The organism is Nonomuraea sp. NPDC005730, from assembly GCF_040630865.1.
GTDB lineage: Bacteria > Actinomycetota > Actinomycetes > Streptosporangiales > Streptosporangiaceae > Nonomuraea.
Map to the genome: position 1 here is coordinate 179,845 of NZ_JBEXYK010000001.1, position 20,194 is coordinate 200,038.

Here is a 20,194-nt window from a genome sequence, read left to right on the forward strand (position 1 = left end):
ATACGATCGCGAACCGTAATCGCCGACAACGGCCCTAGGAGAACCTGATGAACCCGGAATACATCCCCATCCCGCACACGTAACGCAGCGAGCCGGGGCGGTGGGGCGGCAGCCGTACGGTGGCGGGCAGGGTCACGTCGCGCCCGTCGATGGTGACGGTGCCCGTGCAGCCCGGATCGACCAGTTTGAAGATGACCTCGACCGGCACGTTCGCCGGAACGGACACGGCGGCGGGCCGGTAGCCCTCGCGGGTGGCGTAGACCGTGACGGTCCGGGCGGTGGGCCCTGCGGCGACCGGCGCGGCCTCCCCCGTCCAGCCGCCCAGGTTGAGCCCGGCCACGACGGTCCAGAGCCCGGCGCCGACGGCGACGACCCCCGCGAACCTGGACAGCCGGGTGCGGGAGATCCGCCGCAGCACGTAGCCGAGCAGCGCGAACGCCGGCGCCGTGCCGACCACGAACCCCGCCATGGCCGCCGCGCCCGACAGCGGCGAGCCGCTGGAGACGGCGAGCATCTCCATGCCGATCGTCACGCCGCAGGGCACGAGGACGGTGGCCGCCCCCAGCAGCGGCGCCTTGTAGCCGGACGGCCGGACGGGCTCGGCGCACGAGTGCCCCCCGCCGCGCATGAGCCGGATCGCGAACACGATCACGGCGCAGCCGGCCGCGACCAGCAGCACGGCCCGCGCCCGCGGCGGCAGGCCGACCGCCGAGCCCAGCAGCCCGAGCAGCGCCCCCACCAGCGTGTACGCCGCCATCCGGCCGACCAGGAACCAGGCCACCAGCGCCGGGTCGCGGCCGGGGCGGTGGCCCACCAGCCCCACGAGCAGCCCGCCCTGGGCGGCCGTGCACGAGGCGGTGCCCGCCACCAGCCCGGCTGCCACGCCCCCGGCGAACAGGGTGACGGCCTCCACGCTCAGCCCTCCCCGCTCGCTCGCTCGCGATGCTTTCGGGGGAAACGTAACGCGGCAGGCTGGATGCGGCCAGTGACAGTTCTTGTACCCTTAGTGATGTTTAGGTGGTTGCGCCCTTGAGCACGGACATCTTCTCGAAGAACTCGTCGTCGCCCAGCTCGCCGCGGGCGTACCGCTCGGCCAGGATCCGCTCCGCCGACGCTGTGGGCCGGTCGGGGACGGCCGCCGGGCGACGCCCCCACCAGCCCTTGCGGCGGGCCGTGACGGCGAGTGCGATGAGCGCGACCCAGAACAGGCCCCAGAAGACCGGGAAGACCGGCCAGAGATGCGGATGCATGACTTCCTCCTTCGTCCTGCCTCCAGGGTCCGCCTTCCGGCGGCGCGGCGAATCGCCCGCCGGGAGCCGCCGCCGCTGCGCCCGGGGGAGTGCTCAGGCGGGCCCGGCGTACGCCTGAGGCGGTAGCGCGCCGGTGCGTCTCATCATCCGAAGGACGGGTGCGCGCAGGGCCGCCGGGCCTCGATGAGGAACCTGGACGAATGGGCGACGAACGGGCCCTCGGCCTCGATGAGCTCGTGCAGCTCGCGCAGCCTGTCGCCGTAGCGGCCGACCGAGAAGCCCGGCACGATCCAGATCACCTTGCGCAGGAAGTAGATCACCGCGCCGATGTCGCGGAACTCCATCCGCAGCCGCTCGGCCCGCAGGTCGACCACCTCCAGCCCGGCCGCCTCCGCCTCCGCCACGGCCTGGCGCGGGTCACGGGCCGAGCCGTCCTGCGGGCCCATGAAGAACTCGGTCAGCTCGAACACGCTGCGCGGGCCGACCTGCTGCGAGAAGTACGCGCCCCCGGGACGCAGCACCCGGGCGATCTCCGCCCACCAGGTCGCCACCGGATGGCGGCTGACCACCAGGTCGAAGACGCCGTCGCGGAACGGCAGGCGCGGCTCGTCGTCGTCGGCCACCACCTGAGCCCCACGCGGGTGCAGCCGGGCGGCGGCCAGCGCCAGGTTGGGCGGCCACGACTCGGTCGCCACCGTCACCTTCGGCAGCGTGGGCAGCCCGGCCAGGATCTCACCGCCGCCGGTCTGGACGTCGAGCGCCGCCTGCGCCGCCGCCATCCGCCCGGCCAGCAGGCGGGAGTAGCCCCACGAGGGCCGTTCCTCGGTGGCCCGGCCCTCCAGCCAGGAGAAGTCCCAGCCGGCCACGGACACCGTGTCGGCCTCTTCGACCAGGTCATCGTATGTACGCCGCATCCTTCGACCATGTCAGCGCCCCGGCCGCGGGTTCAACCGGATTTCTCCCGTGTCGCCGATCAGGCGACACGGGCGCGGACGGCCGCGCGGTCGATCCCGAGCTGGTCGATCAGCCGGGCCACCGGGTCGTGGCGGTCCCGCTCCAGGAGGGCGAGCAGGAGATGGCGGGGCGCCTGTGGCCTGGTCTTCCGCCGGGTGGCCCTGATGGCGGCGTTGACCACCGCGCGGGCGCTCGACGTGAGCGCGGTGCCGGGGACCGGCGGGTGCCGGCGGGGCGTCGCGCGCGGGGCCTGGCCGAGGTCGAGGCCGATCGAGCGCAGCGCCTCGCGGTCGAGCTCGTCGAGCGCGGCGCGCGCCCCGGCCAGGTCCACGCCGAGCGCCCGCGCCGGCTCGGCGGCGGGATCGTGCAGCAGGCCGAGCAGCAGGTGCTCGGTGCCGAGCCGGCGGTCGCCGCGCTGCCTGGCCTCGTCGAGCGCCGCGCTGACGACGGCCGCGAAGGGGCTCTTCTCCTTGCCGAACATGGCGATCCTCACTTTCCGTATCTGGCGTGCACGGACTGCCGCGACATGCCGAGCGCGTCGCCGATCTGTTCCCAGGTCCAGCCCTGCTCCCTGGCAGCCGCCACCGACGCCGCCTCGACCTGCTCGGCCAGCCGGTGCAGCGCGCCCACCGCCCGCAGGCCCAGGGCGGGGTCGTTCGACCTGATGCGTTGAGACAGCTCTTCCATGTCCACGTCGTCAGGCTAGATTGACAACCACGATTTTGTCAATCTAGCCTGACAGGCATGGACGACGTGATGATCGTGGGAGCGGGCCCGGTCGGGCTCATGCTCGCGGGCGAGCTGGCGCTGGCCGGCCTACGCCCGATCGTGCTGGACAAACGCCCGGAACCGAGCGAGCTGCCCAAGGCCAACGGGCTCGCCGGGCAGATCGTGGAGCTGCTCGGCCACCGCGGCCTGCTCGGCCCCCTCGCCGAGGGCAGCGGGTTCGCCGGCCCCGCCCCGGGGTTCCCGTTCGGGCAGGTGCCGCTGCGGTTCGCCGGGCACGACGACATGCCGCTGCGGCTGCTGCTGATCCAGCAGCCCCGGCTGGAACGGCTGCTGGCCGAGCGGGCCGCACGGCTCGGGGCCGGGATCAGGCGCGGCCACGAGGTCCTCGGGCTGGCCCAGGACGAGGAGGGCGTCACGCTGGAGCTGTCCACCGGCCGGGCCCGCGCCCGGTACGTGGTCGGCTGCGACGGCGGGCACAGCACCGTCCGCGCCCTGGCGGGCATCGGCTTCCCGGGCACCACCGACGACGAGGTGCTACGGCTCGGCCACTTCGCCTGGTACGAGCAGGGCCCGTTCGAGGCGCCGCGGGTCGAGGGCCTGGAACCCGGCTGGAACCGCACCCGGGCCGGCCGCCTGCTGCTCACCTCGCTGCAACCCGGCGTGCTCATCGCGGGCGTGCGCGAGCGCGGCACGCTGCCCGGCGGCCCGGTGACCCCGGACGACTTCCACGCGGCCGTACGCCGGGTGATCGGGCGGGACCTGCCGCTGGGCGAGCCGATCTGGCTGTCCGGCACGGTCGCGCAGGCCAGGCTCGCCGAGCGTCACCGGGCCGGGCGGGTGTTCCTGGCCGGGGACGCCGCCCACCTGTTCCCGGCGGGCGGGTCGGCGCTCAACGTCGGCCTGACGGAGGCGGCCAACCTGGCCTGGAAGCTGGCCGCCGTGCTGCTCGGACGGGTGCCCGCCGGGCTGCTCGACACCTACGAGGAGGAGCGCCGTCCGGTGGCCGCGCGGGCGCTCGCCCAGACCCGCGCCCAGGCGGCGCTGGAACGGGCCCCCGGCGAGGACGGCGACGCCCTGCGCGCGCTGCTCGGCGAGCTGTTCGCCGACGAGCAGCCGCTGCGCCGGCTCGCCGCGCTCCTGCACGGCTCCGACACCCGCTACCCGCCCGCCCGCGGGCCGGCGCACCCGCATCCGCTCGCCGGACGGTTCCTCCCCGACCTGGAGCTGAGCACGGCGGCGGGGGAACAGCGGGCGGCCGGGCTGCTGCGGGCCGGAAGGCCGGTGCTGCTCGACCTCCGCGACGGGCCGGCCCCGGCGCCGCCCGGCGACCCTGACGACGGGCCGGACCCGGCGCTGCCTGAGGGCGGCTGGATCGACGTGGTGCGGGCGCGGTGCGCCGAGCCGCCCGCCGACGTGCTGCTCGTCCGCCCCGACGGGTACGTGGCCTGGGCCGGGACCGGCGGCCTGGCCGAGGCCGCGCGGGCGTGGTTCGGCGCCGGTCCGGCCGCCGTCAGAGCCACCCCGGCTTGACCAGGCCGGACTCGTAGGCGATGACCACGAGCTGGGCGCGGTCGCGGGCGTGCAGCTTCATCATGGCCCGGCTGACGTGGGTCTTGGCCGTGGCCGGCGACATGAACAGCTTGGCGGCGATCTCGTCGTTGGTCATGCCCGTGCCGACCAGGGAGAGCACTTCGCGCTCGCGTTCGGTGAGCTGGTCGAGGCCCTGGGTGGCGACCGGCTCCTTGGCGCGCGAGGCATATTCGGCGATCAGCCGCCGGGTCACGCTCGGCGACAGCAGCGCCTCGCCCGCCGCCACCACCCGCACGGCCTGGATGAGCTCGGCCGGCTCGGTGTCCTTGACCAGGAAGCCGGACGCGCCGCCGCGCAGCGCCTCGAAGACGTACTCGTCCAGCTCGAAGGTGGTCAGGATGATGATGTGCGGCCCGGGCGGCATCAGGCGGGTGGCGGTCAGGCCGTCGGTGCCGGGCATGCGGATGTCCATCAGCACGACGTCCGGGGCGTGCTCGCCGGCCAGGCGCACCGCCTCCGCGCCGTCGGCCGCCTCGGCCACCACGGTCATGTCGGGCTGGGCGTCCAGCAGGGCCTTGAAGCCCGCGCGGACCAGCGCCTGGTCGTCGGCGAGCAACACCTTGATCACGTTGGGTTCTCCTCGGGTAGGGGCAGACGGGCCTCGACCTGGAAGCCGCCGTCCGACGGGCCGGCGACGAGCGTGCCGCCCAGGGCGGAGGCGCGCTCGCGCATGCCGGGGATGCCGTTGCCGCTGCCTTCCTCCGACAGCACGGCGGGCTTGGTCGCCCCCGTGTCGGCGACCACGATGACCAGCTCCTCGGCGCCGTACTCCAGGCGCACCGACACCCGCGAGCCGGGCGCGTGGCGGGCGGCGTTGGTGAGCGACTCCTGCACGATCCGGTACGCGGCCCGCTCGACCTGCGGCGGCAGCGGCCGCGACCCCACCCGCCGGAGCGAGACCTCCATCCCCGAACGCTGGACGAGGTCGTCGAGCCGGTCGAGCCCGGCCGTCGGGGAGCGCGGGGCGCCGTCGCGCAGCACGTTGAGCACCGAGCGCATCTCGCCCAGCACCTCCTTGGACGCCGTCTTGATCGTGGCCAGGGCCGAGCGCGCCTGCTCGGGGTTGGCGTCGATGAGGTGCAGCGCGGTGCTGGCCTGCACGTGGATGAGCGAGATGTTGTGCGCGAGCACGTCGTGCAGCTCCTGGGCCATGGTCAGGCGCTCCTCGCTGGCCTGCCGCCTGGCCTCCTCCTCCGCGACGCGCTCGCGCTCGGCCCGGCGTTCCCTGACGATCCTGACCAGCTCGGCCACGACCATGAACAGCATGATGAACGCGAGGATCGACAGGCTGTGGAACAGGTCGCGGTTGCCCACCCACCAGGCGTAGCTGAGCAGCGAGGTCACCGTCATGGTCGCCATCGTCCAGGCCATCAGCCGTCTGCCCCCCGTGACCAGGAGGAACAGCAGGACGCCGGGGCTGAGGAAGGCGGGGCCGTAGGCGTAGCCGCCGATGAGGAACAGGTCCATCGCGGCGAGCGCGACGGAGACCGTCAGCAGCGGGAACCGCCTGCGGAAGAGGATGGCCAGCGGCCCGACCAGCAGCAACGCGTACGCGTACGGGTCGAGCTGCTCCCTGAGGAGACGCTGGCCCCACGTCGCGCCTTGGGCGATCACCAACTGGGCGACCGCCACGATCAGGGCGAGATAAGGGTCGAAACCGGACTTCGTGCGCACGCCACCACGCTAGGCCACCGGCGGCGCGCACGACATCATCCCCTTGTCCGAGGGGGCCCTACCACGACGGGCGTAGCTGGGTCATCGTGGACACCATGCGCCGTGTGATCTTCTCCGCAGCAGCAGTCCTCATCTCCCTCCTGCCCGCCGCGCCCGCGTCGGCGGGCCCCCAGCAGAAAGCCCCGGTCGCCGAGGGGTACGGAGGCGCCGTCGCCACCGTCGACCTCGACGCCAGCAAGGCCGCGATCTCCGTGCTGAGACGCGGGGGCAACGCCGTCGACGCGGCCGTGGCCGCCGGAGCCGTGCTCGGGGTCACCGAGCCGTACTCGGCCGGCCTGACCGGCGGCGGCTTCATGGTGTTGTACGACGCCAGGCAGCGCAAGGTCGTCACCATCGACGGCCGCGAGACCGCCCCGCGCGCGATGACCGCCACCAGCTTCGAGGGCATCCCGTTCGACGAGGGCGTCACCAGCGGCCTGTCGGCAGGAGTGCCCGGCACGCTGGCGCACTGGGACCTGGCCCTGCGCCGGTTCGGCACGCTCTCGCTCGGCCAGGCGCTCCAGCCCGCCATCGAGGTGGCCTCCCGCGGCTTCGTCGTGGACCAGACGTTCCACGACCAGACGGCCGCGAACGCCGCCCGCTTCAAGGACATCACCTCGACGGCCCGCCTCTACCTCCCGAACGGCGCCCCGCCGCCGGTCGGCTCGGTGTTCCGGAACCCGGAGCTGGCGAACACGTACCGGGAACTGGCCCGGCGCGGCCCCGGCTGGCTGTACGGCGGCCGGCTCGGCGCGGAGATCGTGGCCACCGTGAAGAAGCCGCCGGTCACCCCCGGCAGCACCCGCAACGTCAGGCCCGGCCTGATGGAGCTGTCGGACCTGCGGGACTACCGCGCCCTCCTGCGCGAGCCCACCAAGATCTCCTACAACGGCATGGACGTGTACGGCATGGCCCCGCCGTCCTCGGGCGGCTCGACCGTCGGCGAGGCGCTCAACATCCTCGAAGCCCTGCCCAAGGTGGGCCTGCACGAGTACCTGGAGGCGTCCAGGCTGGCCTTCGCCGACCGCAACGCCTACGTCGGCGACATCCCCGGCGTGCCGCTGCGCGAGCTGCTGTCCGACGGGTTCGCCAAGGAGCGCGCCTGCCTGATCGGTGACCGGGCCCTGACCAGCCCGGTCGCCCCCGGCAGCCCCGACGGCACGTACGGCGCCTGCGCCACCCCGACCGGCAGCGCGACCCCGATCGCGGACGAGGGGCCGGAGACCACGCACATGGTCGTCGCCGACCGCTGGGGCAACGTGGTCGCCTACAACCTCACCATCGAGTCGACCGGCGGCAACGGCATCGTGGTGCCGGGCCGCGGCGTGCTGCTCAACAACGAGCTGACCGACTTCACCTTCGGCCCCGCCCCCGGCGACCCCAACCTGCCCGGCCCCGGCAAGCGGCCGCGCTCGTCGATGGCTCCCACGCTGGTGTTCGAGCACGGCAGGCCGGTGCTGGCCGCGGGCTCGCCGGGCGGCTCGACGATCATCACGACCGTGCTGCAGATCCTGGTCAACCGGTACGAATTCGGCATGAGCCTGCCCGACGCGCTCGCCGCGCCGCGGGCCACGCAGCGCAACACCGCCCAGACGCAGGCCGAGCAGGCGTTCCTCGACAAGTACCGGACCGAGCTGGAGGCCAAGGGGCACGGCTTCGTGCTGAACCCCGAGATCGGCGCGGCCACGGCGCTGGAACTGCGCGGCCACGGCCTGGTCCAGGCCGTCGCCGAGCCCGTACGGCGGGGCGGCGGCAGTGCCCTGGTCGTGAACCCGCGCTGAGCGCGCACGGCGGCGGCCCCCCGCGGGCCGCCGCCCCTCGCCGGACAGTGCCGGCTCGACTCCGGCATGAGGGAATGTTTGCCCAGGTCACAGGGTTGTGACGGGCATCGCGACGCGCCATGCCGCCGGGCGGGAACCGCCGGCCGCAGCTCGTCAGCCGCCGTCGCGGCATCCCGACAGACACCCGTGGGCGGCTCCGGCCTGCCCCCAGGAGGAACCCTGTGAAGCCGAACGCCAAGAAGCTGTACGCGAGCCGAGGCCGACCACTTCCTGTCCGTGGTCGACCGGCAGCCGGCCGCCGAGGGCGACCTGCTCGCGCTCGACCTGGAGACCACCGACGGCCGGTCGGTGACCGAGGTCAACGCCTGGGCCAAGAAGTGGCTGGCGCACGTCCAGGCCAGGACCGGCGGCACGCCGCTGTTCTACAGCGGCTGGAACTTCGCCGACGAGTACGGCCACGGCCTCCAGCGGTACCCGCTGTGGGTGGCCCGCTACGGCAAGGGCCCCGGCCAGGTGACCGCCCCCGCCGACTGGAAGACCTGGACCATCCACCAGTACGCCGACGCGCCGGTGGACCAGAACGTCTCCGCGCTCACCCCCGTCCAGCTCAAGGCGCTGGGCCGCAGGTGACCCGCCGTCCTCAGTAGATGAGCTCGTACGCCTCCGGCCGCACCTTCCGCGTACGGGCCCAGTACTCGAAGGTGAAGCCCGGCCAGATCGTCCGGTTCACTCCGTGCTCGTCCAGATACCAGGAGCGGCAGCCGCCCGCGTTCCACACGAGCGGGTCCAGGCGCGTGTGCAGCCGGCGGTTGAAGGCGTCCTGGGCGTCCTTCCTGACGTCCAGCGCCCTGGCCTGGCTTCTGGAGAGCAGGCGCAGGCACTCGACGACGTAGCGGACCTGCGACTCGATCATGAAGACGACCGAGTTGTGCCCGAGGCCGGTGTTCGGGCCGAGCAGGAAGAACAGGTTCGGGAAGCCCGCGGTGGTGATGCCGTGGTAGGTCTCTATGCCGTGCTGCCAGGCGTCCTGGATCTTCAGGCCGTTCCGGCCGGTGATGCGCTGGTCCTGGAGGGCCTCCACGACCTTGAAGCCGGTGCCGTAGACGATCACGTCGGCCTCGTGCTCCTCACCGGTCGTGGTCACGATCGAGCGGGGCCGGATCTCGGCGATGCCGTCGGTGACGAGGGTGACGTCCGGCCTGGTCAGGGCTGGGTAGTAGTCGCTGGAGACGAGCACGCGCTTGCAGCCGATCGTGTAGTCGGGCGTCAGCCTGCGGCGCAGGCCGGGATCGGGCACCTGCGCCGCCAGGTGCCTGAGCGCCAGCAGCTCGTGCGCCTTCATCAGGCGCGGGTGCACCGCGAAGCCGAGCGCCCGGCTCTCCAGCGCCCAGTAGACGGCCCCGCGCAGGGCCCGCGCCATGCCGGGCAGGGCCAGGACGCGCCGGGCGGCGGGGGAGAAGGCGAAGTCGGGCTTGGGATGGATCCACGGGGGCGTGCGCTGGAAGATGGTCAGCTCGCGTACCCGGGGGGCGAGCTGGGGGACGAACTGGACGGCGGACGCGCCGGTGCCGACGACGGCGACGCGCTTGCCGGTCAGGTCGACCGAGTGGTCCCATTCGGCGGAGTGGAAGGAGGGGCCGGCGAAGGATTCCCTCCCCGCAATTTCCGGAAATTTCGGGATATGGAGGGCGCCGATGCCGGAAACGATGGCGTTCGTCCGCATGGTTGCGCCGTCGTCCGTGGTGACCGTCCAGTTCCGGCGGTCGTCGTCGTACTCCAGGGACGTGACGTGCTTGTTGTAGCGGATGTGGGGGGTTACTCCGTACTTGTCCGCGCAGGTGCGTACGTAATCCCAGATCTCGGCCTGCGGGGCGAACATCCGCGACCAGCCCGGGTTCAGCTCGTACGAGTAGGAGTACATGTGCGACGGCACGTCGCACGCGCACCCGGGGTAGGTGTTGTCCCGCCAGGTGCCACCGAGGTCGGCGGCCTTCTCCAGGATCACGAAGTCGTGGTAGCCGGCCTCCTTGAGCTTGATCGCCATGCCGATCCCGGCGAAGCCGGTGCCGATGATCACCAATCCTGGCTCAGCCACTGAACCTCCTGAACTCCGCGTGGGCGGGCGAGACGGCGATGTAGTCCAGCGCCTCGATCGCGGCGATCATCGCCAGCCGTTCCCGCAGCCAGGACGCCCTGGCCGACGGTGGCGCCGTCCCGTCGCCCAGCAGCCGCCCGAACAGCCACTCGACGTTGTCCACGTACGGCGCCGGGTCGAGGCCCTGCCCCTTCAGATGGTCGAGGACGCGCTGGTGGGCGACCGCGTGGGTGCCCTCCTGCCCCATGAACCCCTTGACTCGCTCCTTGAGCCCTTCGTCGGCGATGAGCGGAAGCACCTGCTTGAAGACGTGCACGAACCAGCGTTCACCGGCGGGCAGCAGCAGGTGCAGGGCGTTGAGGGCGTGCGTGCTGGTGGGGTCGCCGGGCAGCCGGCGCGGCTTGATGTCCGGTGTATTGGACATGTTGTCCAATGTAGTCAGTCGTCGGCCGCCGGTCCAGAGGTGTCCGGATATGAAGCCCGCCACACCGACCGGCCGGTATGTCCAGGGTGTCCGGAGACGACAAAGACCCGCCACGGCGTCGGGGCGGGTGGGTGGTCCGTATGCGGTTGGGTGCTAGCGGAGCAGCAGGAAGGCGGCGACGCCGATGATCACGATCACCACGGCGACCGCGAGGATCGGCAGCAGCGGCGACTTCTTGGGGGCCGCCGCGGCCTCCTGCTCCTGGCGCTGTGCGAAGGCGCGGAACTGCTGGGTGTTGCCCGCGGGATCGATATGCTGGTCAGACATGGCCAGCAGCCTAGCGCGATGACATGGTCCATTTGCACCCCTTTGCCACTACCTATAGGCATGGGCTGATGAGGGGACCACTCCACCCGGCGGATAGCTTTGGGGCATGCTCCGGACCCTGCTCTCACCCCGCGTCGTGGGGCTGCATCTGCTGACGATCGGGGTCCTCGTCGCGTTCATCCTGCTCGGCCGCTGGCAGCTCGGCGTGTTCCAGGACTCCGGCAAGCCGCACGCGGCCGTCGATCCGGCCCCCGTGGGGGTCGCCACGCTGGCCCAGGTGGGCGGGCAGATGGAGGGCGAGGCCGTCGGCCGCAGGGTCGCCGCCGAGGGCACGTACGAGGCCGCCCGGCAGCTCCTGGTCGCCGACCGGCGGCCCGACGTCGACGCCCCCGGCGGCAACGTCTCGCGTGGCCACGGCTACTGGGTGCTCACCCCGCTCAGGCTCGACGACGGCACGCTGATGCCGGTCGTGCGCGGCTGGACGGCCAAGGCGGACGATCCGGGCGTCACCGCCGTGCCCCAGGGCCGGGTCTCGGTGCACGGCCGGCTGCGGGGCCAGCAGGGCACCGACAGCGTGCAGCGGCGGGCCGAGGGGCTGCCTCCGGGACAGGTGCAGACCGTGTCCACCGGAGAGCTGATCAACCTGTGGACCGGCCAGAAGCTGCGGACCGGCTTCATGGTGGCGCAGCCGCCGTCCGGCTCGCTCACGCAGGTGAAGATCCGGCCGCCGGAGGTCGGCGGGACGCTGACCTGGCGTAACCTGGCTTATGCCGCAAACTGGTGGATCTTCGCTGGATTCGCCGTCTTCATGTGGTTCCACTTCGTCCGCGACGCCGTACGGGCGGATCGGGACCGCGACAAGTCCCCCGAGATGGTTCTGGAAGGTTAACGGTGGAATCGGCTCTCAAGCCCTTCCGGGTGCTCGCCTACGTGGTCGGCGTCATGCTGCTCATCCTGTGCGTCGCCATGGTGCTGCGCTACGGCTTCGGCGCCGCGGAGCTGTCGAAGATCGTCGCGCCCATCCACGGCGGCCTCTACATGATCTACCTCATCACCGTCATGAACCTGGGCATGAAGGCACGCTGGAGCTGGCCGTACATGCTCGGGGTGATGCTCGGCGGCACGGTGCCGTTCCTGTCGTTCTACGTGGAGCGCAGGGTGCACAACCGGGTGCGCACCGAGCTGAGCGCGGCGAGGGCCTGACGACCCCCGCCGCGGCTCGCGGGCCTCAGCCGCCGATCCCGCGCCTGCGGGCCCGCTTGAGCCGCTCGCGCTGCGACGGGTCGAGCATGAGGTAGCCGACCACCGGCGCCGCGACCGCGCCGAGCACCACCAGCAGGGTGATCCAGCCCGGCAAGAAGATCAGCGAGAGCAGAACCGCGGCGCCTGCGCCGATGACGTACTTCTGAACTGGCGACATCCCTGGCTTCCTCCGAACGCGGAGCCCGCGCCCCGCCTCTCCCACATTCTGCGTCGCCCGTCCAACGAGTGGACCCGTGCCTGAGGTTCCATGACGCGATGTATCTCAATTGTTGCGGGACCAGAGGGTGAGGTGGATCGAGCCGTATGTGCGGGTCTGTCCTGGGGTGAGCGTTCTTTTGAGGGTGCGGTAGCGCTCGTCGTCGGCGTACTTCGTCCCGATCCTGGGGGAGATGAGCCACACCCGGTCCACGCCCTTCAGGGCCGCGTCCAGTTCGGCGGCCGTGCGCGGGCCGGGCGCGCCGGGCGCGCGGGTCAGGTCCGTCAGGCGGTCGTACGGGGCGCCGTACACGGCCACGAACAGCCGGAAGCGCTGCGGCACGAACAGCACCCGGTCGCCCGGACGTTCCTCCTCGGCCAGCGTGGCGGCCAGCGTACGCAGGTCGTCGGGACGGGCGGCGGGCTGCCTCAGCGCCGCCTGCGCGGGAAACACGAGCACGGCGAACAGCACCAGGACGGCGACCGGCACGGCCCGCCACCGCACCCCCGCCAGGCCGATCCCGGCGAGCAACGCGAGCAGCGGGACCGCGAAGAGCACGTAACGCGGATGGTAGACGGGCTGGACCTGGGAGATCGCGAACGAGAGCGCCACCGGCAGCACCGCCCACACCGCCACGGCCGGGACGCGTACGGCTCCCCACAGGGCAGCGGCGAACAGCACGACCGCCCCCGCCCCCGCGACCTCGCCGGGGAAGGTGGCCACCTCGGCCCACCCGGGGGTCCTGAGCCAGAACACCTGGGCGTCACGCTGACCGGCGGCCAGGACGAGCAGCGGCACGAGCGCCGCTCCCGCCGCGCCGACCGCGACCAAGGACGGCACGACGACCGGCGACCGGTTCGCGGTGAGCGGGCGGCGGAGGGCGGGCAGCCAGGCGGTGAGCAGGTGGGCGGGGACGAGCAGCAGGGCGTACAGGTGCAGCCAGCCCAGCAGGGCCACGCTCGCGCCGTAGGCCGCGCAGACCGCCGCGCCCGGACGGTCGAGCAGCTTGACCAGGAGCCACGTGGCCAGCACGGCGACCGCGCTCACCAGGGCGTACGAGCGGGCCTCCTGGGCGTACCGGGCGGCGATGGGGGTGAGGGCGTACAGGAGGCCGGCGTACAGGCCGGCGGGGGTGCCGGCCAGACGGCGGCCCAGGGCCGCGACCCCGAGGGCGGCGGCCGTGAAGGCGAGCACCGAGGGCAGGCGGACGGCCATCTCCGGCGGCCAGGGAAGGGCGGCGAAGGGCCGCAGGAGCAGGTAGTAGAGGGCGTGGACGGCGTCGAGGTCGGCGAGGAAGCGGCGCAGCTCGCCGAACGGCATGCGCGCGACCAGCGCGCTGACCGACTCGTCCCGCCACAACGACGGCCCGGAGAGCCCCCAGACCCCGGTCGCCGCGGCGACGGCCGCGGGCACGACCGGCCACCACCGGCCGGCGTCCCGCGTGGCGGCACCGGCGCCGGCGGGGCGCGGCAGGACGGGCAGGCGGGTCATCGGCGCGGGCTCATGACCGCCCGGAATTCGTGCCGGAGTGCTTCGGGGGCGGGACGGTCGGCCGGGTTGCCGGACAGGAGGCGCACCAGGACGGGAGCCAGCGCCCCGGCCCGCGCCAGCGACGCCCCCGGCGCGGGCGGCACGCCCTCCACGGCCAAGAAGAGGGTGGCGCCCAGGGACCACAGGTCGGCGGCCGGGCTCGCCACCCCCTCCGGAGCCGTGTACGCCGGGACGGTGCCCGACCGCAGCGGGGCGACCAGCGTGGCCCGCCCCTGGTCGGAGATGAGCACGCCGCTCGGCTGCACCGCTCCGTGATGGCCGCCCCTGGCCTGGAGCTGGTCGAGCAGGGCGAGCCCGATCTCGGCCACCTCGGCCGGCGGGAGCGGTCCAAGGGCGCGGACGACCTGGTCGAGCGGCTGGTCGAGGGCCAGCCTCTCCAGCGTCTCGCGGACCACCTCCACCGGCGGCGACCCGGCGGGATGCAGCATGGCGCGGATCAGCGACCGCAGCGGGTCGGCGCCCTCGGCGGGCACCTGGCCGGGCGGGCGGCCCTCGACGGCGAAGTGCAGCGTGGCGGCCAGCGACCACAGGTCGGCCGAGGGCCGCATGCTGAGGCTCGGCACCCCGAACCCGGTGAGCACCGCCCTCCCGGTGCCGGTCAGCAGCACGTTCCCGGGGCTGACCTGCCCATGGACGATCCCGGCCGCGTGCGCCACCGACAGCGCCGACAACACGCAGACGCCCATCCTGGCCACCTGGACGACGGGCAGCGGCTGCCGCGCGCGGACGGCCTGCTCCAGCGACACCCCCGAGACGAACTCCATGACCAGCCAGGGCGTCCGGTCCTCGACCAGCACGCCGAGCACCCGGGCGATCGAGGCGTGCCGCAGCCCGGCTGCCCTGCGCGCCTCGTGCAGCGCGGACTCGCGCAGCTCGGGCGGGACGCGCAGCTCTCTGACCGCGACGTCGCGGTGTTCCGTCTCGTCGAAGGCCAGCCGTACGGACCCCGCGCCCAGGGGGTTGAGCAGCCGGTAGCGCCCGGCCAGCTTCCTGGTCTCAGCCATGTCGAGTGCACGATAGCGCTCGCCCGGCCCGCCCGGCCATCACGCGGTCCGGCCGGTCAGCCACGCCTCGTGGGCGTCGTGCAGCCTGCTCCAGAGCCGCTCCGCGTTCCGCTCGGTCAGGTCGTCGAAGGTCAGCGAGAACACGTCGGCGAGCGCCGCGAAGTAGTCGCGCGCCGTGTCCAGGGTGATCGAGTGGCTGCCGGCGCCGACGCGGGTCAGGACGAGCCCGCGCAGCGTGTCCACACCCGAGGCGTCGCGTCTCTGCACGACGGCGGTGCGCACGAACCCCGACGACGGCGACGTCGACAAATGGTTGTGCATATCAGCGAAGGCGGACATCTCCGTTGGGATCCGCTCGAAATCCATCCCTATGAACGAACCGCTCGCGTCATGGTCGAACCGCCACCCGCCGGGCGCGACCTTCGACGGCCCCAGGACGTACGTGAACGGCCCCTGCCGGTACGCGCCCGCGACCAGCGGCAGCGGCTCGTGCACGCCGTCCCCGAGGCCGAGGTCGGCCAGCCACTCGCCGCCCGGATTGTCCTGGCTCGGCAGGCCGCGCACGGTCAGCACGAGGTGGTTGCCGGTGACGCCGGGCTCGCTGCCGGGGTTCTGCACGCCGCCGACGTGCCTGGTCACGTCGTAGCCGAGGCTCCTGATCAGCTCGGAGAAGGCGCCGTTCAGGTGGTAGCAGTAGCCGCCGCGGCCCCTGATGATGCGCTCGGCGGACTCGACGGGATCGAGGGAGGTGGGGCGGCCGAGCCAGATCTCCAGCGCCTCGTAGGCGACCTTCTCGACGTGCGCGACGTGGAGTGCGCGCAGGCCCTCGGCGCTCGCGGGGGCGCCTGTCAGGTGGGGCAGGCCCAGACGGCTGAGGTAGCCAGCGGTGTTCACGCGGCAAGTCTGCACCAGATGTGCACAAATTATGGAGTGTCGTCTGCACGGCGCACTTCTAGGCTTTCGTACGTGGCAGAGCAGCGGTGCGTCCTCGTGGTCGAGGACGATGTGACGATCGCCCTGGCCGTACGGAACAGGCTGGCCGCCGAGGGCTTCGACGTCCGGGTGGCGGGCGACGGGCAGGACGCCCTGGTCCAGTACGGGAAGGCGGAGCCCGACCTGGTGATCCTCGACCGGCTGTTGCCCGGTCTGGACGGGCTGGAGGTGTGCCGCAGGATGCAGGCGGCGCGCCCGGTGCCCGTCCTCATGCTGACCGCGCTCGGCGAGGAGACCGACGTGCTGGTCGGGCTGGGGGTGGGGGCCGACGACTACCTGGCCAAGCCGTTCAGCATGCGCGAGCTGGTGGCCAGGATCCACGCGCTGCTGCGCCGGGTCGAGCGGGCCGCCCAGCTCGCCGTCGAGGACACGGTGATCAGGGTGGGCGAGGTGGAGATCGACACGGCCGCGCGCCGGGTGTTCGTGGGCGGGATCGAGGCTCAGCTCACCAGGACCGAGTTCGACCTGCTGCGGCGGCTGGCCGAGCGCCCAGGGCAGGTCTTCGAGCGCGACCGGCTGCTGTCGGACGTGTGGGGCTTCTCCGAGGCCGCCGCGACCAGGACCGTGGACAGCCACGTCCGCGCGCTGCGCCGCAAGCTCGGCTCCGACGTGGTGCGCACCGTCCACGGCGTGGGTTACGCGCTGGTCCGGCAATGAGGCCGCTCGACTTCCTCGGCCGCATCAAGGTCAAGCTGGGCATCGTCATCGTGCTGGCGGTGGGCACCGCGTTCGTGGTGAACGAAGTGGGGCTCAACGCGGGGTTCACCCGGGACGTCCGGATCGTGGTCGCGGTCGTCCTCGCGCTGATCATGGTCCAGGTGCTGGCCATGGGCATGACCAAGCCGCTGCGCCAGATGGCCAGGGCCGCCCAGACGATCGCCAAGGGCAGCTACGGCCTGCGGGTCAGCGCCACCTCGCGGGACGAGGTGGGCGAGCTGGCCAGGGCGTTCAACGCGATGGCCGCCGACCTCGGCGAGGTGGACCGGCAGCGGCGCGAGCTCGTCGCGAACGTCAGCCACGAGCTGCGCACCCCCATCACCGGCCTGCGCGCGGTGCTGGAGAACGTCGTGGACGGCGTCTCCGCGCCCGACCCGGTCACCATGAGGACCGCACTCGCCCAGACCGAACGGCTCGGCCGGCTGGTCGCCCAGCTGCTCGACCTGTCCAGGCTCGACTCCGGTACCCGGCTGATCGAGCCCGAGGCCGTCGCGCTGGCACCGCTGGTCGAGCAGGCCGTGCGGGAGGCGTCGCTGGCCCGCGAGGACGTCACGATCGAGGCGTCGGTGCCCGGCGGGCTCGGGGTGCGGGCCGATCCCGACCTGCTGGCGCAGGTGCTGGCGAACCTGCTGGACAACGCCGTACGGCACAGCCCTCCCGGGGGCGTGGTGACGGTGGCGTGCGGCGCGGAGCGGGACGGGGCCCGGGTGGTGGTGGCCGACCAGGGGCCGGGCATCCCGGAGGCGGCCAGGGGGCGGGTGTTCGAACGGTTCTCCCGGCTGGACGCCGGGCGCGCGGCCGACTCCGGGGGCGCGGGGCTGGGGCTGGCGATCGTCAAGGAGGTCGTGGAGCTGCACAGGGGGTCGATCCGCATCGACGACTGCGCGGGGTGCCGCATGGTCGTCGATCTACCAGGAAGGACGACGATGACGGACACACCGTTCCCCACGGGGGCGGACCGGGGGCACGACGACCGCCTGGAGGACGCGCTTCCCCCGGCCGACGCGCCCCTGGCAACCGGCGACGGCCATGCCCCGCCTGCCATCCCGACCCCCGCGCCCCCGCCCGCCACGATGGCCCCCGGCACCCCGGCGGCCCCGGGCACGACGGCGGATCCAGACATGGCAGCAGGCCAGAGCATCACGGCAGGCCCAGGAACGACGGCGGGCCACGGCATCACGGCCGATCCTGGAACGACGGCGGGCCACAGCATCACGGCCGATCCTGGAACGACGGCGGGCCACAGCATCACGGCGGGTCCTGGAACGACGGTGGGCCAGGGCATCACGGCCGGTCAGGGTGCGATGGCGGGGCTGGGCGCGGCGGCAGGTCAGGCCGCGATGGCAGGTGATGGCGCGGCCACGGGTCAGGCCGCGATGGCGGGTGATGGAGCGGCCGCGGGGCAGGACGCGATGGCGGGTCCGGGCGCGGCCGCCTCGGGAACGCCGGACCGGCCGGCCACGGCCGAGGATGCGCCGCAGCCCGCCCCGGCAACGACGGGCCCCGGCCCGCTCGCGGCGTCCGGCACGCCGCGAGGGAGCGGCTCGCCCACAGGGTCTGGAGCGCCCACAGGGTCTGGAGCGGCCACAGGGTCCGACATTCCCGCAGGGGCTGGCACTCCCGCAGGGGCGGGCGCCCTCACAGGCGGCATCCCCTCAGGGGCGGGCATCCCCACCGGTTCCCCCATCCCCGCAGGGGCCGGGGCGCCCGCAGGGGCCGGGGCGTTGGCGGGGGCCGGGGCGTACCAGGCGGCCGGTCCGGTGCACCCCGCGCCGACGGGTGCGGCTCCGGCGGCGGTGGGGAGTGGGGGGCTCGCCAGGCTGGTCGGCGGCGGGATCCTCGGGGTGATCGTGGGCTTCCTGGGCGGCCTGTTCGCGGCCGTGCTGGTCTCGATGACCGTCGGCGACGGCCTCGCGCTCGTCACCCTCGTCATGGTGACCGCCCTGGGCGGCGCGCTCGGCATCGCACTGGGCGCGGGCTCGGTGCGCAGAACGGCGGCCTACCAGGCCGCCTACCAGGGCGCCGCCTACCAGGGCGCCACCTATCAGGGGGCCACCTCCCAGGGCGCCGCCTACCAGGGGGCGGTGGCGGGCCGGGGCCCGGCCGGACCTCCGGCAGGGGGCGGCCAGGCGTACGTGCCGCCGCCGCTCTTCCCCAGGCCCGAGCTGCCCGCCGCGCCGCGCTGGCTGCTGCCGGCCGCCGCCGGCGCGGGCGTGTTCGCCGCGGTGGCGCTGCCCGACGCGCAGGTCGGGCTGGGGATCGTGCTCGTCGCCATGGTGCTCGGCGCGGCGGCGCTGCCGGCCGCGCTGCGCAGGATGACCCCCTGGACGCTGGCGTTCGGGATGACGGCGTACTGGCTGATCTCCATGGCGGCCGTGCGCGACGCGGACTGGCTGGTCGCGATCCTGCTCATGGCGGGGGCCGGGCTGGGCGCGCTGGCGGTGTCCGGGGCGGGGGCGGGATGGCTGGGCGTGATCAGGGGCGGCATGTCCGTGGTGCTCGCGCTCGGTCCGGTGCCGTGGTTCCTCGCCGGGCCGTTGCGGAAGCTGACCGCCAGGCGGCGGATCCTGCCGGTGCTCGCGGGGCTCGGCATCACGGTCGTGCTGGTGCTGGTGTTCGGGCTGCTGTTCGCCTCGGCCGACGCGGTGTTCGCCTCGTACGTCGAGCGCCTGACCAGCACCCCGGCCTGGGCCGACTCGGTCCCTTCGCGGATCTTCGTCTTCGGGTTCGTCGCCGTGCTGCTGGCCGCCACGGTGCTGGTCGCGCTGCGGCCGGTGATCGACCCGGTCGGCCCGGAGCACAAGTTCGGCGTGAGCAGGAGCGTGTGGCTGGTGCCGCTGGTCGGGGTGAACCTGCTGTTCTCGGCGTTCGTGGCGGTCCAGATCAGGGTGCTGTTCGGCGGCGACGGCTGGGTGCTGAGGACGGCGGGCCTGACCTACGCCGAGTACGCCAGGCAGGGCTTCTTCCAGCTCGTGGTGGTCAGCGTGTTCGTGCTGGGCATCGTCGCGGTGGCCGGCGGGCTGCTGCGGACCGAGCGCGGCGAGCGCTGGCTGCTGGCCGTCATGCTCGGCGTGTTGTGCGGGCTGACCCTGGTGGTGCTGGCCTCGGCCCTGCACCGGATGAGCCTCTACACCGACGCCTACGGCCTGTCGCGGCTGCGGATCTCGGTGCAGGCCACGGTGTGGTGGCTGGGCGCGCTGTTCGCGCTGGTGCTGCTGGCCGGGGCGGTACGCCTGGCGGGCCGCGGCTCCGGCTGGCTGCCGCGCACGATCGTCCTGGTCACCGGGCTCGGCCTGGGGGCGTTCGCGATGGTGAACCCCGATCTCCAGGTCGCGCAGACCCAGGTAGAGGTGCGCGGCGTGACCAACATGGACTCCGACTACCTGGGCGACCTCGGCGCGGAGGCCGTGCCCGCGCTCGACCGGCTGCCCGAGCCGCAGCGCAGTTGCGTGCTGGCCGACGTCGTCCGCGCCAACGGGCTCGACCGCGCCGACCCGTGGAACGGCTGGAACCTCGCCCGCGACCGGGCCAGGGACCTGCTGTCCGAGCGGCCCGTCGGCCGCTCGATCACGTGCCCAACGGCGTCCTCGCGCGGCTCTGATTGAAT

General features: G+C 73.3%; 20 protein-coding genes and 1 pseudogene. 7 read left to right on the forward strand and 14 right to left on the reverse strand.

Annotated elements, in window-relative coordinates:
* Positions 1-34 precede the first annotated feature (34 nt).
* From ABZ444_RS00785 to ABZ444_RS00805, 5 genes are all read right to left on the reverse strand, one after another.
* Entirely contained in the window at positions 35-913 is an 879-nt protein-coding gene (locus ABZ444_RS00785) for a sulfite exporter TauE/SafE family protein (RefSeq protein WP_357990735.1), read from the reverse strand.
* Between the two features lie 100 nt (positions 914-1,013).
* Positions 1,014-1,250, reverse strand: coding sequence for an SHOCT domain-containing protein (locus tag ABZ444_RS00790; RefSeq protein ID WP_357990737.1), 237 nt, complete (start codon positions 1,248-1,250; stop codon positions 1,014-1,016).
* Positions 1,251-1,393: 143 nt separating this feature from the next.
* Positions 1,394-2,164, reverse strand: coding sequence for a class I SAM-dependent methyltransferase (locus ABZ444_RS00795; protein WP_357990740.1), 771 nt, complete (start codon positions 2,162-2,164; stop codon positions 1,394-1,396).
* A 59-nt stretch (positions 2,165-2,223) separates the two neighbouring features.
* Positions 2,224-2,697 (reverse strand): Clp protease N-terminal domain-containing protein, encoded by a 474-nt coding sequence (locus ABZ444_RS00800; RefSeq protein WP_357990743.1) that lies wholly within the window; start codon positions 2,695-2,697, stop codon positions 2,224-2,226.
* The gene (locus ABZ444_RS00805) at positions 2,694-2,891 is read right to left on the reverse strand and encodes a helix-turn-helix domain-containing protein (RefSeq protein ID WP_352326953.1); all 198 of its coding nucleotides are present in this window, start codon (positions 2,889-2,891) and stop codon (positions 2,694-2,696) included. Before ABZ444_RS00805 ends, ABZ444_RS00800 begins: the two co-directional genes overlap by 4 nt.
* 57 nt (positions 2,892-2,948) lie before the next feature.
* Between ABZ444_RS00805 and ABZ444_RS00810 the strand changes: the two genes are divergently transcribed.
* Positions 2,949-4,463: an FAD-dependent monooxygenase gene (locus ABZ444_RS00810; protein WP_357990746.1), complete on the forward strand. Its 1,515-nt coding sequence runs from the start codon at positions 2,949-2,951 to the stop codon at positions 4,461-4,463.
* On the opposite strand, the gene ABZ444_RS00815 is transcribed toward ABZ444_RS00810, so the two are convergent.
* Together ABZ444_RS00815 and ABZ444_RS00820 are read right to left on the reverse strand one after the other, a co-directional pair.
* A complete protein-coding gene (locus tag ABZ444_RS00815; protein ID WP_352349443.1) occupies positions 4,444-5,091 on the reverse strand; it encodes a response regulator transcription factor in 648 nt (215 codons plus the stop codon). The two genes, ABZ444_RS00810 and ABZ444_RS00815, sit on opposite strands and share 20 nt — an antisense overlap.
* Positions 5,088-6,197, reverse strand: a complete 1,110-nt coding sequence (locus ABZ444_RS00820) for a sensor histidine kinase (RefSeq protein ID WP_357990749.1) — start codon at positions 6,195-6,197, stop codon at positions 5,088-5,090. The genes ABZ444_RS00815 and ABZ444_RS00820 overlap by 4 nt, the downstream gene beginning before the upstream one ends.
* Positions 6,198-6,292: 95 nt before the next feature.
* Here ABZ444_RS00820 and ABZ444_RS00825 point away from each other — a divergent pair, with 95 nt between their 5' ends.
* Together ABZ444_RS00825 and ABZ444_RS00830 are read left to right on the forward strand one after the other, a co-directional pair.
* Positions 6,293-8,017, forward strand: a complete 1,725-nt coding sequence (locus tag ABZ444_RS00825; RefSeq protein ID WP_357990751.1) for a gamma-glutamyltransferase family protein — start codon at positions 6,293-6,295, stop codon at positions 8,015-8,017.
* 258 nt (positions 8,018-8,275) lie between these two features.
* Positions 8,276-8,647: pseudogene (locus ABZ444_RS00830) on the forward strand (GH25 family lysozyme); the annotation flags it as partial.
* Between the two features lie 10 nt (positions 8,648-8,657).
* Here the strand turns inward: ABZ444_RS00830 and ABZ444_RS00835 are convergent.
* The 3 genes from ABZ444_RS00835 to ABZ444_RS00845 form a co-directional block, all read right to left on the reverse strand.
* Entirely contained in the window at positions 8,658-10,112 is a 1,455-nt protein-coding gene (locus ABZ444_RS00835) for an NAD(P)/FAD-dependent oxidoreductase (protein WP_357990754.1), read from the reverse strand.
* Positions 10,105-10,536: a metal-dependent hydrolase gene (locus ABZ444_RS00840; protein WP_357990757.1), complete on the reverse strand. Its 432-nt coding sequence runs from the start codon at positions 10,534-10,536 to the stop codon at positions 10,105-10,107. The genes ABZ444_RS00835 and ABZ444_RS00840 overlap by 8 nt, the downstream gene beginning before the upstream one ends.
* Positions 10,537-10,689: 153 nt before the next feature.
* Entirely contained in the window at positions 10,690-10,863 is a 174-nt protein-coding gene (locus tag ABZ444_RS00845) for a hypothetical protein (RefSeq protein WP_357990759.1), read from the reverse strand.
* A gap of 106 nt (positions 10,864-10,969) precedes the next feature.
* Here ABZ444_RS00845 and ABZ444_RS00850 point away from each other — a divergent pair, with 106 nt between their 5' ends.
* Together ABZ444_RS00850 and ABZ444_RS00855 are read left to right on the forward strand one after the other, a co-directional pair.
* Positions 10,970-11,752: an SURF1 family protein gene (locus ABZ444_RS00850; RefSeq protein WP_357990762.1), complete on the forward strand. Its 783-nt coding sequence runs from the start codon at positions 10,970-10,972 to the stop codon at positions 11,750-11,752.
* 2 nt (positions 11,753-11,754) lie between these two features.
* Positions 11,755-12,066 (forward strand): DUF3817 domain-containing protein, encoded by a 312-nt coding sequence (locus ABZ444_RS00855; RefSeq protein WP_357970492.1) that lies wholly within the window; start codon positions 11,755-11,757, stop codon positions 12,064-12,066.
* Between the two features lie 25 nt (positions 12,067-12,091).
* On the opposite strand, the gene ABZ444_RS00860 is transcribed toward ABZ444_RS00855, so the two are convergent.
* The 4 genes from ABZ444_RS00860 to ABZ444_RS00875 form a co-directional block, all read right to left on the reverse strand.
* Positions 12,092-12,283, reverse strand: coding sequence for a hypothetical protein (locus ABZ444_RS00860; RefSeq protein WP_352322643.1), 192 nt, complete (start codon positions 12,281-12,283; stop codon positions 12,092-12,094).
* A 105-nt stretch (positions 12,284-12,388) separates the two neighbouring features.
* The gene (locus ABZ444_RS00865) at positions 12,389-13,813 is read right to left on the reverse strand and encodes a glycosyltransferase family 39 protein (protein WP_357990765.1); all 1,425 of its coding nucleotides are present in this window, start codon (positions 13,811-13,813) and stop codon (positions 12,389-12,391) included.
* The gene (locus ABZ444_RS00870; RefSeq protein ID WP_357990767.1) at positions 13,810-14,877 is read right to left on the reverse strand and encodes a protein kinase; all 1,068 of its coding nucleotides are present in this window, start codon (positions 14,875-14,877) and stop codon (positions 13,810-13,812) included. Before ABZ444_RS00870 ends, ABZ444_RS00865 begins: the two co-directional genes overlap by 4 nt.
* A 39-nt stretch (positions 14,878-14,916) precedes the next feature.
* A complete protein-coding gene (locus ABZ444_RS00875; protein ID WP_357990770.1) occupies positions 14,917-15,771 on the reverse strand; it encodes an arylamine N-acetyltransferase in 855 nt (284 codons plus the stop codon).
* A 96-nt stretch (positions 15,772-15,867) separates the two neighbouring features.
* Between ABZ444_RS00875 and ABZ444_RS00880 the strand changes: the two genes are divergently transcribed.
* On the forward strand, positions 15,868-16,527 hold the full coding sequence (locus ABZ444_RS00880) for a response regulator transcription factor (RefSeq protein ID WP_352350467.1): 660 nt from the start codon (positions 15,868-15,870) through the stop codon (positions 16,525-16,527).
* Positions 16,524-20,192 (forward strand): DUF4153 domain-containing protein, encoded by a 3,669-nt coding sequence (locus ABZ444_RS00885; protein ID WP_357990773.1) that lies wholly within the window; start codon positions 16,524-16,526, stop codon positions 20,190-20,192. The genes ABZ444_RS00880 and ABZ444_RS00885 overlap by 4 nt, the downstream gene beginning before the upstream one ends.
* The last annotated feature ends 2 nt before the right edge of the window (positions 20,193-20,194 follow it).